Annotated in this window: 12 protein-coding genes and 1 pseudogene; 3 read left to right on the forward strand and 10 right to left on the reverse strand. The window is 48.3% G+C overall.

The genetic code is table 11. The features are described from left to right. Window positions 1-344: 344 nt before the first annotated feature. Window positions 345-1,445, forward strand: coding sequence for a hypothetical protein (locus GX117_14970; GenBank protein NLO34629.1), 1,101 nt, complete (start codon window positions 345-347; stop codon window positions 1,443-1,445). Between the two features lie 84 nt (window positions 1,446-1,529). On the opposite strand, the gene GX117_14975 is transcribed toward GX117_14970, so the two are convergent. The 7 genes from GX117_14975 to GX117_15005 form a co-directional block, all read right to left on the reverse strand. Continuing rightward, a complete protein-coding gene (locus tag GX117_14975; GenBank protein ID NLO34630.1) occupies window positions 1,530-2,468 on the reverse strand; it encodes an alpha/beta fold hydrolase in 939 nt (312 codons plus the stop codon). A gap of 63 nt (window positions 2,469-2,531) precedes the next feature. Beyond that, entirely contained in the window at window positions 2,532-4,412 is a 1,881-nt protein-coding gene (locus GX117_14980) for a hypothetical protein (GenBank protein NLO34631.1), read from the reverse strand. Between the two features lie 35 nt (window positions 4,413-4,447). Further along, entirely contained in the window at window positions 4,448-5,716 is a 1,269-nt protein-coding gene (locus GX117_14985) for a Gfo/Idh/MocA family oxidoreductase (GenBank protein ID NLO34632.1), read from the reverse strand. 69 nt (window positions 5,717-5,785) lie between these two features. After that, window positions 5,786-5,971, reverse strand: coding sequence for a twin-arginine translocase TatA/TatE family subunit (locus tag GX117_14990; GenBank protein NLO34633.1), 186 nt, complete (start codon window positions 5,969-5,971; stop codon window positions 5,786-5,788). A gap of 237 nt (window positions 5,972-6,208) precedes the next feature. Further along, a complete protein-coding gene (locus GX117_14995; GenBank protein ID NLO34634.1) occupies window positions 6,209-6,724 on the reverse strand; it encodes a redoxin domain-containing protein in 516 nt (171 codons plus the stop codon). Window positions 6,725-6,745: 21 nt separating this feature from the next. After that, the gene (locus GX117_15000; protein NLO34635.1) at window positions 6,746-7,348 is read right to left on the reverse strand and encodes a redoxin domain-containing protein; all 603 of its coding nucleotides are present in this window, start codon (window positions 7,346-7,348) and stop codon (window positions 6,746-6,748) included. Between the two features lie 185 nt (window positions 7,349-7,533). Next, the gene (locus tag GX117_15005) at window positions 7,534-8,538 is read right to left on the reverse strand and encodes a radical SAM protein (GenBank protein ID NLO34636.1); all 1,005 of its coding nucleotides are present in this window, start codon (window positions 8,536-8,538) and stop codon (window positions 7,534-7,536) included. Between the two features lie 341 nt (window positions 8,539-8,879). On the opposite strand from GX117_15005, the gene ispG reads away from it, so the two are divergent. Next, a complete protein-coding gene (gene ispG, locus GX117_15010) occupies window positions 8,880-10,121 on the forward strand; it encodes a flavodoxin-dependent (E)-4-hydroxy-3-methylbut-2-enyl-diphosphate synthase (GenBank protein NLO34637.1) in 1,242 nt (413 codons plus the stop codon). An 18-nt stretch (window positions 10,122-10,139) separates the two neighbouring features. On the opposite strand, the gene GX117_15015 is transcribed toward ispG, so the two are convergent. The 3 genes from GX117_15015 to GX117_15025 all read right to left on the reverse strand — a co-directional run bounded on the left by GX117_15015 (window position 10,140) and on the right by GX117_15025 (window position 11,860). Continuing rightward, window positions 10,140-10,454: a hypothetical protein gene (locus GX117_15015; protein ID NLO34638.1), complete on the reverse strand. Its 315-nt coding sequence runs from the start codon at window positions 10,452-10,454 to the stop codon at window positions 10,140-10,142. 155 nt (window positions 10,455-10,609) lie between these two features. After that, window positions 10,610-11,107: a crossover junction endodeoxyribonuclease RuvC gene (gene ruvC / locus GX117_15020; GenBank protein ID NLO34639.1), complete on the reverse strand. Its 498-nt coding sequence runs from the start codon at window positions 11,105-11,107 to the stop codon at window positions 10,610-10,612. Then, the gene (locus tag GX117_15025; protein NLO34640.1) at window positions 11,108-11,860 is read right to left on the reverse strand and encodes a YebC/PmpR family DNA-binding transcriptional regulator; all 753 of its coding nucleotides are present in this window, start codon (window positions 11,858-11,860) and stop codon (window positions 11,108-11,110) included. It lies immediately after the preceding gene. 984 nt (window positions 11,861-12,844) lie between these two features. On the opposite strand from GX117_15025, the pseudogene GX117_15030 reads away from it, so the two are divergent. After that, window positions 12,845-12,980 (forward strand): annotated as a pseudogene (locus tag GX117_15030) (phosphate ABC transporter substrate-binding protein PstS).

Below are 12,980 nucleotides of genomic sequence, written 5' to 3' on the forward strand. Positions count from 1 at the left end.
GGACATAGCGATCCTTCGTATTCAAAATATATGAAACCATACATTCTAACAAATTATAGCAGGTTATACAAGCCTGGATTTGAGGAGGTCTAATTAATGCCTTAATTTGGGATCGATTCCTATGAATAAGATTCCACGTGTAAGCTTATTTTGAAAGAGGCGTGTCGGTTTTCGCAACACGGAAGAAATCGACTAGCACCACCTTTTCCGATGCTTTTCAAGTCTTTTAAAATGGGCTCATTTACATAACGGAGGGAAAGTATTTCGATCAACTCCTGATCAATACGCTGAAAAAGGATAATGCGGAGAGTTATTTATAGTATTTTATGTTAATATAAATCCTAATGCTAGGTATCTTGTATTGGATAACCAGTGATACTATTGTTTGTTTCGGTAAAAACAGCTATGCGGCACAAAGGATCATCTCTTTTTTTAACACAATATTAGGCGGTACAATGAAAATCTCTAAAACCAATCATCGGGCGCCAAGCACCACGCTTTACATTTATCCTCTGTTGATCTGCACGTGCATTTTGACCGCCTTTATTGCTGTAGGTCTTCCTGCGGCCAAAGATCACACGCTTTTAACCCTGAAGGTTATGGGTATCGATGAAAATTATACAAATGCGAGTCTTAATCGTTTTTTAAATGATTTTTCATCCACTATTGACAACGCTGAAGAATTACAAGCAGACAGATTAAAGAACAAGATACGACAAAAAGCTCCTGAACTGGCGGCAAAATTGCCTGATGACTTTTCGTCCGTAAAACATCGGTATTTTTTTCATTGGGGTTATAACGCCGGTGGCCCCTACGATAATAGTGCCAAACCGCTAAGAAACCAATTTGAAGAAAAGTTTGTAGCTTTAAAAAAGAAGGCTGGGTTCACAGAGGAGGAGATTAAAACATTACGAAAGGTTCTTTACGATATTTTCGCCTATGAATGGAATCAAATCCGAAAACCGAAACTTAAACAAACGACGAGAAGCGCCTTTGGTCTTCCCAGTGATAAGACAACCGCTTTAGCTACGATTGTCTATGAGATCCATATCCTTGCAGATTTTACAACAGAGGATAGAGATGCCTTATCTGAGTTGAAATTTCATGTACGCAAAGAATTGATTGATAATGGATTAAAGAAACTATTTCGCGGCACCCATGAAAGCGCAAATGCAGAAAAGACCATTTCTAAGATTGAAGATAGTATTGCCATCCCAATGAATAATGAAACGATCGATTTGAAAAGTCTATTCGAGAAGGAAGACCCCGCTTTCAAAAATCTTTTTCCAATGGCTAGGACTAATATAACCAGACTATCAAGAGATCAGCGCCAGGCGTTAACCGTTCTTCTCATCTTAAAACAAGACTTACCGTTACTTCTTCAAGGGGCTTTATCCACCCACCTTAACTCAAAAGGAATACCCATAGTCTCTCAGAAAGGCTGAGTGCATCGTTTTTTTGATAGCTGTCACAACAAAACGCAACTCCTTTCTTGTCGTGAATGCTTCAAAAGTATCCGACCGATTCAATTATTGCGGAGCATCTTTTGGAACTGTGGAGTCGTAAGCGTTTTGTGCTTCGTCGTCCGTTTCCCCCTTAAGAAAGACTTTCAGTACAGCGGCAAAAGTCCCCGGATTTTCTTCTTGTGGAATATGTCCGCTATCCGGGATGACCGCATGTTGAGCGTGGGGCACACGTTCTTTCACAGCCAGAGCGATGCGCGTAAATTTCTCATCGTATTCCCCGGTAATGAGCAGAACAGGAATTTTCAGGTTATGGATCCGATGCCACAGATTGGGCTGCATTCCGGTTCCCATTCCGATTAAAGACGCTGCCAACGCACGAGGATGATTGCCGCATTTATTGCCAATCAATCGCGTTCTTAAATCTGGTTTTTTCTGTAGATGGGTAAAGGGTGGTTGGCTATACCATCGCTTCAGGAAAGATTCGAAATTAGAATCCCATGCCGGTTCGGTATTGTTTGGATTTTTAGGAACAACAGGTTCTTTGAGCCGTTCTCCGGGCCGTCCGAACTGCTGCAAATGCAACGCCAATTGTTTGTCGCTCAGGCGTCGGGCGGCCCGTTCTTCCGCATCCTCAATGCCGGGAGAAGCGGAAATCAGGACAAGTCTGCTAAATTGGGTTGGATACTGTAAAGCGAGGTAGAGAGCAAGGCGTCCGCCCATGGAATAGCCGGAGAGAGCACAAGGTCTTGCCAAGCGTCCGGGCAATCCCGCCCTGAGCGCCGCCGCCACCTCTTTCATGCTCTTATCAGCCCCTTCAAGAATATGCTGTACGGTCCCATGTCCCGGCAAGTCAGGACAGACATAGCGGTAATTGCGCATGTTTAGGGCTTTTGTTACGGGGATCCAGTCCTTAGAACACCCCATAAAACCATGGAGCATTAAGACGGAAAGGACATTTTCTTTTGAGCTGCCAAAGCAGTGCCACCCTATGGGGATAGTCATAGTAGGCTCTCCAGGTAGACGGCGCATCATATCGCACCCGGACTGCAAAAATTTGCGCTGCCCTTATTTTTTTTGTTTCAGCTCTTTTTCGACTCTGGCAAGAGCGGTATTTACCGCCTTACGTTCAGCGTCAGTCTTACATTTTTCTTCAAGCGCAGCCAATACAGGCTGTTGTTTTTGGGCTTGTGGATAATTGCGTTGAATGGAAGCGATATAGTGTTTCAGTACTTCCATGCGCAACGATTCGTCGGGCGCCTTTTCCCAAAGTCCATCAAGAATTTCGACGGCATCCAAGGATGCCCAGCTGCCGAGCGCATCCAAGTAAGGCGCGGCTCCTTCCGAATCTTCTCGTTCGCCGCGTAACGCCCGTTCCGCCTCTGCCGCGGTGATGTCCAATGCTTGTGCTGTCCCGATGGCCGACAACACTTTCATCAAAGCCGCGCAGTTGTTTCCTGTGGCGTGGGTCAACATCTCCCCTGTTTTCACCGTGACGTCATCAGCGGCTTCGTACCGATTCGAGAGCGCAACGATAGCCTCCCCCGCCTCTGTTTTCTCTGCGTTGGCTTCTTCTTCCAGAAGGGATTGAAATAAAAGTTCAATATCCGACAGTTCGCCTGTTGCGCCTAAAGCAGCAAATGCCTTGCGCCGCACCTCGCCGTTTTCATCTTCTATAAATCCATATACGGCATCTTTGAAAGGTGCACTTCCCATGCGGCGTTCTGCGATAATCTCAAGGGCAACGAGCTTTGTTTCCGTGCTCATGTTCGTTTCGTAATCAGGTCGGTTGTCCAAAGCCCGCAACGCGGCATCTTCCAAATCAGTGATCCGTAGAAACGCCGCCTGAATAGCGTTTATCTCTAGCTTGTCTTGTGCCTGCGCCAGTGCATCCAAGAGTATGCCCGTCATGCTTGAATCGGACGTGCGGGTGACGCACTCATAGGCGGCAAGACGCATTTCCATAGCATCGTGGGAACACGATTCTTGTATTGCCTTCGCTACGGCAGGATCGTCGCGATTTGCAAGCATACGCAGTACGGCAGGCTGTACGACAGCCGAGAAATCGGGCAGTGCTTCCAACCATGCCTGAGTTGTCGTCGCACTCGTCAGTTGGGTCGTTAAAAAAAGAGCTGTCCCCCAAAGCAGGGGCTCCGATGATTGTGCGGCTTCCAACAACAGTGGCAATGCCTCTTCGCCGGCAGCCGTTACCAGTGCTTGGAGAACCATGGCTTTGTATTGCGGTTTCACGTTTTCTAGATGTAAGGCATCGCGACACAGTGTGACAAGCCGCTCTTGATCTTCTTGGATACTAGGGTCAGCTAAAGCCATCAACAACTCTTGCGTCAACCCGGTTCCTTCCGGTGTGAAGTCCGCCATGCTGTTAAAGCGCGCCAATGCGTTCTGTACACTGGCATCTTTTTGCGGCGCTTCATTGCAATTCAACATGAATAAGGGTACAAGGGCAGAAAAACTTCCTATGACAGCGATACTTTGCACGGCATCTTCACACAACACAGGATCGCAGACATAACTTTCCAGTTCTTTCAGGCTTTTGGCATCACCACAAACACGCAGTTGCGCCATGAAAAAACGGGATACCTCCGGATTATCTGCATTATGCAGGGCTTTTTCCAGACAGCGAGCCACACGGTCGCGTTGAACTTCCCGCCCCGGCAAAACAACATGTTTGACCAACCCATAAATAGCGAATTGTGCTTCAGCATCAGGGACTTGGTTCGGGGGAAGGATCCGGTCGCACAAGGATGTTAAGAGTGTGTCCGATTCTTCGGCAAGTTGGGCAAATAACGCATCTGCTTCTGTCGGCGTTTCCGGCGGCATGGATTGCAAATATTCATCCAAACTCAAAGCATAGGCCGTGGACAAACTCACCGTGAAGGAGGTCAACGTCAAAACAAATAGAAAACGAACTGCTGATGAATAGCGCATGAAAAGCATTCTCCCTTTTTAAGTCATCGTTGGTATTATAGGTGCCTCGGCGCGCGCATGGGCTGATTGATGAGCCGATTTGCAGCATCATCGTCAATGAACTGCTCAGCCACGGGATCATATTGGAGGCTGCGCCCCAATCGCACGGCAATAATTCCCAAGTTTACGAGTGTGCAGGATCGGTGTCCATTGGCTTCATTGAGCGGGAACTTGCGCCGATCTTTGACTGCCCGATAAAAATCAGGTTCTTGATAATCCGGCTCGGGCAAGGAGGCGAGCAGTTTTTCAAAGCCGGGCAGCGTGCACCGCATGTCTTTATATAATTTACCTTCAGGCCCGGAAATAAAAGGGATATCTCCGGTGGCTTCTGCATCCAAAATAATTTTGCAGCCGTCTGCATAGGTCATCTCAATTCGGCGCCATGAACTTGCCGCGTCAGGGTGCTGTAAGGGCGCATCAACACTCACGCTTATAGGGCTTGTATCATCCTTTTCGAGTAAGTATTGAACAGGATCCAAGTAATGCTGTCCCATATCGCCAAGACCACCGCCGTCATAATCCCAGTAGCCACGGAAGGTTCCATGTACACGATGGGGATGATAGGGCTTGTAGGGCGCCGGCCCCAGCCACAAATCATAGTCCAGTTCTTCCGGCACCGCTTCTTCAACCAAATCGGTGCGGCCGCTCCACTGGAATTTCCAGTCGAAACCCGTTCCGGGGCCCACTGTTACGGTAAGAGGCCAACCAAGCAACCGATTTTGAACGACTTTTTTAATCGGTTGAACGGGAGCATTAAAGCCGTAGAATTTATCTCGGAAGCGAAACCATGTGTTTAGACGAAAGATGCTGCCATGGCGCTGCACCGCTTCGGCTACGCGTCGGCCTTCACCAATGGTACGGGTCATGGGCTTTTCGCACCACACATCTTTTCCCGCTTTCACTGCCTCAGCGCTCATGATTCCGTGCCAGTGCGGCGGCGTGGCAATATGCACCACATCAACATCGTCCCGCGCCAACACTTCGCGAAAATCGCGGTAACCGTCAACGCCGGCTTCCAGCCGCTCCAGCACACTTTGCAAGTGATTTTGATCTACATCACATACAGCAATCGTTCTTGCGCCGGGGTAGCCGAGATGGCCATGTCCCATCCCTCCCACACCGATAACAGCACGGGTAATCTCTACGCTGGGCGCCGTAAATTGGGCACCCCCCAAAACATGACGGTGTACTATGGCAAAGACTGCTGCCGATTTCCCGGCGGTTTTCAAAAAATTCCGTCGTGATACAGTACGCTTCTGAGGCATACTTATCCTCCCTTCCGAAACAGTAAAAAAAACGGCTAATCCGTTAGATCCTTGGGCAAGAAACTTTAATTATGCTTCAGGGGCGTCTTCCGTTGTTTTTTCCGGTTCTTCTTTTTTGTCTTCGTTTATGGCTGACTTAAATTCGGAGATAGCGGTACCGAGAGATTTTCCTACACCCGACAGCTTTCCGCCACCGAATAGCACCAAAACGATTAGGAAAATAATTACTAATTCTCCAATTCCGGGGGTCCACATATTACGATACTCCTGAATAGTTAACGTTAGAACATGCCCGATTCCGAGACATGTTTATCTCGGGACAGGCTATGCAAGATTTTTAATGTATCCTCTGTATGTTTTTGATCCATCTACAGCGCATGAATAGCCACTTGCAGTATACTCTTTTCTAGGTTTTTTTTCAAACATAGACAGGAAACATGGGCTCTGTTTATTCTGCTCCGATAAGTCAAACTGTGAGATCAGACCGACAGGCTAGAGTAGGGGTTTCACAAATTCTTCCAACATTTCCAAAGTGATTAAGCCTTCCTGACTATGAACGAGCCTGCCTTTTCGATCATAAATCAAGCTTACCGGCAACGCGCCTGTTATGGGCGTTTTCACCGCTTGTGATACCAAATCCACATCCCGATCTGTTAGAACACGTATGGCATAGGGTATATTGTTTTTCGCAATAAAAGGTTTAATCAGACTTTCAAGGGTATCGGGATCGTCAAGGGAAACGCCATAAATCGTGACACCCCTGCCTTTGTATTGCTCGTAAAACGATGACAATGCAGGCAATTCTTCTACACAAGGGAGGCACCAACTTGCCCAAAAATTGAGCACGAGCACCTTTCCTTTTTCTGACTGAATGGCGGCGGCAATTTCTGCAGCGCCGGTCAAATCAACGGTCTGAGCTTCCCAGACTACGGTCGGCCCGGCTTTACATCCAACTATAGCGACAACAAAGAACAGTCCTATAAAAAGTATTGTAGTTTTTTTTAGCAAAATAAATCTCTCTCAGCACGCTTACTTTCTTTTAATGGTGCATCCCCTTGATTTGACCTCGGCAGGGTCAGCCGCTTCACCGGCCAATGCTGCTTTAATTGCATTTTCTGTATAGGCATGGGCGCCTTTTTCGTCCGGCTGCTTCCGATCATCAAAAGCTCCGTGATAAACGAGCTTTCCAGCCTTATCGAGAATATAGATTTCCGGTGTCGTCACCGCCCCCAGCACATCAGCGTAAACATTATCTACATCTTTAAGCATCGGAAAATTCAACTCAATACTTTCCGTAAAGGCACGAATCTCATCGACTGTCTTTGTTGCGTGAGAATCAATACCCAAAAAGACAACCCCTTCATCCGCATAGCGGTTTTGAAGTTCAATCAAATCGGGATTCGCTCCGACAGACCAGGGACATTCAATATTCGACATTTCCAACACCACCACATTTCCCGCATAGCCCCTTAGTGTATGGGTCTCTCCTTGTAAATCTTTCAACGAAAAATCGGGTAAGGCTTCTCCAATCGACACGTTTGAATGACTTGCGGGCGCGGAACAGCCGCCGCCAAATAAAGGAACAAGAGCCAGAACAAAGAGAGTGGTAAAAAATAAAAGTTTTTCTTTCATGAAACACCCTTTCGCAGGGATCCCGCCCACAAAAGAATATCAAAATGATGGGCAAGTATCCCCTCAATACAACCATGGTTATCCTATTTGCTGTCTAATTATAGCACATCACAATAGATATGGCTTAAGAGATTGGGTCTTCAGATTTGTTTTTTTTGACGGGGCGCCCAAGGAAAGAGGGGTGGTTAAAACCGGCGGAGCGTGTTCCAAATCGCTTCCGGATGGAGCGAACAAACTAAAGCAAGCTCTACAATAGGTCCACACCAACATTGCACGCAGCCCCGGGGCGGCTTGGTTTGCAGAAACTGTTCGGTTAGTGAATTATTAGGGGCATCCGTTGCTTTGAGGAATCGGGCGACTTCGCATTGGTGACAGGAAATCATCGTACCGTCCGGTTCAACACTCACCATAAGCCGCCCGGCAAGACATCGAATCGCACGATCGTCAGGCCATTGCATGAGGTGGCGCAGTCCCGCTTTTGAATTGGCTACGGGCAAGCCTGCTTTCTTTAGCTGCATCAAGTGCTTGATCGTTTCGCGATAGGCGTCGACAGGCGGCGCGAAGGGGTTGGGCTTTGTCGATGAATCCAGCCATTGCGTTGCCGGTTGAAACATCATCCATGCGCCCTGCTCTTTGGCAAGCAGGAGCGTTTCTTCCACACAATTCAAATTGTGGTTTGCCAACACACACTGAAAGGAGAAAGGAAGCGCCGCTTTTTGCAGACTTTCTGCGGCGCGCAGGGTAGCGTCAAAGGCACCCGCGCCCCGTATGGTGTCATGGATTTGTTGCGGACCGTCCAAACTTAAATTGATGTTATCGACGCGCCGCAGTTCGTCAATACGTTCCGGAATAAAAGAGCCGTTGCTGCTGAGGAAGACTTGAAATCTGCGTTGTTTAGCATAATCGATCAGTTCTCCCAGGTCACGGCGTAGTAAGGGTTCCCCGCCGCCAAAGGTCACCCATCGACCGCCAAGGCGATAAAGCTGATCCAGCCCCGTTTTAATTTCTTCCGTGCTGCTTTCCCGTCGGGGCGCATCTGCTGCGCCGCAATAGGCACATCGCAAATTGCAGCGAAAGGTGAGGTTCCAAGATATAAAAAGCGGCGTTCGCCCGATCCCTGTCACACCGCGCACTAACGCAAACAAGGAGGCAAAACCGTAACGCACCAAAGTAATATAGGACGAGGCCATAAATTTTCGATCTTTTTGGGGGTTAAATCCGGAGGCATAGATTTGAGCCGACAACAGGTCAATACTTTCTTCACCTATAGTGTATATGAAAAGAGACTGATAACGCACTTGCACGAAACGATTTTACCGGCACACTGTTATTTTTATAGCATATTTTTTTTTCAGATTGATCGTATTACCACGCTATTATTTTTTCTCGGTTAAGGGAAGAAAGGCTTTCTTTTACCGATCCTTTCCAAAAATCAGGTACAGTATTCAATAAAATCCGTCGACATGTAAAGAATATAAATAAGTCCGATTTGTTATTTTATAATCACAGATCAACTACGGAACCATAATTCATGAAACGCAGAAATACAATTCCCGTTCAAATTGGTACGGTGCGTATGGGCGGCGATGCAGCTATTGTTGTGCAAGCCATGACGAACACGGACAGTTCGGATATTGAAGCAACAACCCAACAATGTGCCGCTCTTGCAGAGGCCGGCGCAGAAATGCTCCGCATCACCGTCAATACGCCGCGCGCAGCAGCAGCGGTCCCTGAAATCAAAGCGCGCCTGTTGGATGCAGGCGTAACAGCGCCGCTTATCGGCGATTTTCATTATAATGGTCATAAATTGTTGCAGGATTATCCTGATTGTGCTGAGGCGCTGCAAAAGTACCGTATCAATCCGGGAAATGTGGGGATGGGCAAAGAGAAGGAACAGCATTTTGCTGCCATTTGCCGCATCGCCCGAGATCTGGATAAAGCCTTGCGTATCGGAGTCAATGCAGGCTCCTTGGATGGTGATCTGTTGGGATCTATGCTCAAAGAAAATGACGATCAAGCTCATCCCTCCCCTCCCGCTTCCGTGATAAATCGCTGCATGGTATTGTCAACATTGCAAGCTACAGAACAGGCGCTTGCTCTGGGTGTCCGGGAAGATCGCATCGTGCTTTCCTGTAAAAGCAGCCAGCCCGTTGACCTGATTGCCGTTTATCGTGAACTGGCAACACAAACGCGGCAAGCGCTGCACCTGGGGCTGACAGAAGCGGGGCTGGGTATGAAGGGCCTGATCTGGAGTTCCGCGGCTATGGGCGTTTTATTGGAAGAAGGGATCGGCGATACCATCCGCGTATCGTTGACACCCATGCCCGGCGGCGATCGCTGCGAGGAGGTATACGCTGCGCAGCAGCTGCTGCAGTCGCTGTCATTGCGCCAATTTGCGCCAACAGTGACCGCGTGCCCGGGGTGCGGCCGCACTGCGAGCGATGATTTTCAACGCCTTGCTGCTGATACGGAAGCATACATCCGCCGGCGATTGCCGCAGTGGCGCCTAGCCCACCCGGGCATTGAAAGCCTGCGCATTGCCGTGATGGGCTGTATTGTGAATGGTCCGGGGGAATCTCGAGCCGCGCACATCGGTATCAGCCTGCCCGGCAATAATGAGCATCCCCTCTGTCCCATCTATTGCGACGGAGAGAAGACCGCCGTTTTAAAAGGAAGCTACGAAGAGATCACACAGGATTTTTTAGCGATTCTGGAATCTTATGTGGAAACACGTTTTCCATCGAAGCCGAAGCGTGAATCTCCGGAGAAATGAGTCAAGGAGGGATACGTCTTAATCAGGCTCTGACGGGTTATCTTCCGCTTCTTTTTCATCAGCTTTTTTCAGGATCTTTTTAAATTCTTCCGTCAAGAAATTCTCCCGAAACAAATCACGCTGCTCTATTTTGTATTTAAGTTTGGTAAAGCGATAATCCAATAAAGCGGTATAGAGTGCAACGAGCAATAACAGAATACAAACGAACCAATAAAAGACGATCGCAATTTTGCTGATGCCCGGGTAGAGGATTATGTTCCTGAAAGTGACCAAAGCATAACTAACAAAAAGACTTACAAGCCCCATAATACGCCATTTTGCTTGTAATTTCATGGTATCACCTCGCTGCCGCCGTGCACTTCATGAAGGCATAATCCTTTAGCGGTTCCTTTTTTATTCGTAACTTGACAAGGTGCGATCTCTATAAAAGCAGATCTATTCTAACAAAAGACGTCAACAAAATCACGAACAAAAGGGAAGCCGTCGGTTCATGTAAGATTTTCCAGACGGCTTTGAACTTTACCAATTTGAATTTGGCAAATGGCGAGTGCCAGGGCATCGGCGGCATCATCGGGACGCGGCACAGCGTCAAGATTCAATAGACGGCGCACCATCTCCTGAAGCTGTGCCTTATCGGCACGCCCATAGCCCGTTACCGCGCTTTTCATTTCTGTGGGGCTAAATTCGCCGACCGGACAGTCCGCTTGTGCCGCAGCCAGCAGCAATACGCCACGGGCCTGCGCCACAAAAATCCCTGTGGAAACATTTTGCTTGAAATAGATGCGTTCCACAGCGACCGTGTGGGGCTGATATTTTTCGATCAACGCAAAGGCCTTGGTATACAGCTGCCGTAAGCGAAGGGGCATGGCATCGGATGAGGAAGTTCGGATGACACCGTGATCCAAGTGGGACAGGCGATTTCCTTTCCCCCGCACCACCCCAAAACCGGTAACCGCGCTGCCGGGATCGAAACCGACGACCAACATTTATTCTTCCATTGCGGCGTTCATCGCATCTTCGCTGGCATTCATATTGGATACGAGATCTTGCACGTCGTCAAGATCTTCCAACTCCTCAAGCAAGCGCAACAAGGATGACAGCGTCTTTCCTTCCACATCAATGGTAGTTTTCGCATCCATGGTCAGTTTCACTTCAGAAGGATTCAGACCCATTGAGGTTAAGGCTTCCGCCACGGCATGGAGTTGGTTGGGCGCTGTGATAATCTCATAACCATCATCGGAGATATCAACGTCATCGCCTCCCGCTTCTACGGTTTTCTCAAAGATTTCCTCTTCGCTCAACCCTTCTTTTTCAATCCAAATGGATCCGTAGGGTTCAAAATTCCAGGTTACCGCGCCGGACTCAGCCATGTTGCCGCCGAAACGATTCACCAGATGACGGATTTCCGCCACGGTTCGGTTTTTGTTATCTGTCAGCACGTCAATCACCAAGGCTACGCCGCCGGGGCCATAGGCCTCATATCGCACCTCTTCGTAGGTGACGCCCGGCAACTCTCCCGTTCCCTTTTTGATGGCACGGTCAATATTGTCGCTGGGCATATTAGCTGTCTTGCAAGCTATCAATACCTGTCGCAACCGCGCATTTGACGCAGGGTCTCCGCCGCCGGCTCGTGCCGCCACCGTGATTTCTTTCGTCAATTTGGAAAATATTTTGCCGCGTTTTGCATCTGCCGCGCCTTTTTTACGTTTGATTGTACTCCACTTGGAATGACCTGACATGCTTTCGAGTTCTCCGTATAAGTAACAAAATTTCGCTCCCTCGTACACAGGGAGCCTGTGCAGGTATTCAGTATACCACTGAAACACTTTTTACACAAAAAAAAATATAAAAAAATCGAAGCGCAGGTTCAAGGTTGAAATGCAACCGGTCTTAAAAAAGAAGACATCACGGAGATCTTCCGTACAATAGTTCTAATAAAAAACACCCGAATAAGTCCCTAATGTCCCACCACCAGATTCTTCACTGCGAGGAAGATTTGCGGAAAAGGATCTTCTTTTTTGATGGACTAGATGGACCCAATGGACAGGATGGACAAAATGGACGAGAGACACAAAAAGTTTTTTGGTATAGAGTGTCACGTGGGAATGTGAAGGCAAGGTGTTGCAGAGGCAGGAGTTCACGGCCTATAGTCAAAGACCGCATCGCCGCCCCTCGGCGTCATCAGATTCTTCACTGTGAAGCAGATGCGTGGCAAAGAACTTTCTTTTTTTATGGACAAGAAGGACGAGGAGGCGCACAACGCTTTCCGGTGTAGCGGCGTGGCTGCACAGAACGACAAGATCAGGAGTGTATTGAAAAACAGTCGGTGGCTGTGATGTCTGCGAAACAAAAATCAACAAAGACCGGGTTCCCAAAGTAAGGTTTGGGAACCCGGTATCCTGAGCCCTCGGCTCATTCTAAAACCACAATATTCTAAGGCTTTATCGGCTTCTTAGTCGATAGGTTCGGTCGGTCCCGTCGCTTTCTGTTTGGGATCTAGACCACTGGCATATCGACCTGCCTGCACCCAATCCGCCACATCAATATGACCGTCACCGCCGGTATCATAAGGAGCACAATCAGCCTTTTGGAATTCGATGCCCGGCTCGGCTTTTTCGAGTCCGGCAGCAAAACGACCTATCATTACCCAGTCAGTTACAGTAAATCTTCCATCGACATCACCTCTAGGTGTTACATCAGCTTCCCAAGCATCGAGAGGTTCTTCACCTTCGCCCTCAACAGGTTCTTCACCTTCACCTTCGCCCTCAACGGGTTCTTCGCCTTCACCTTCGCCCTCGACGGGTTCTTCACCTTCACCTTCGCCCTCGACGGGTTCTTCACCTTCACCTTCGCCCTCGA

It is taken from the genome of Candidatus Hydrogenedentota bacterium (assembly GCA_012523015.1).
Taxonomy (GTDB): domain Bacteria; phylum Hydrogenedentota; class Hydrogenedentia; order Hydrogenedentales; family CAITNO01; genus JAAYBJ01.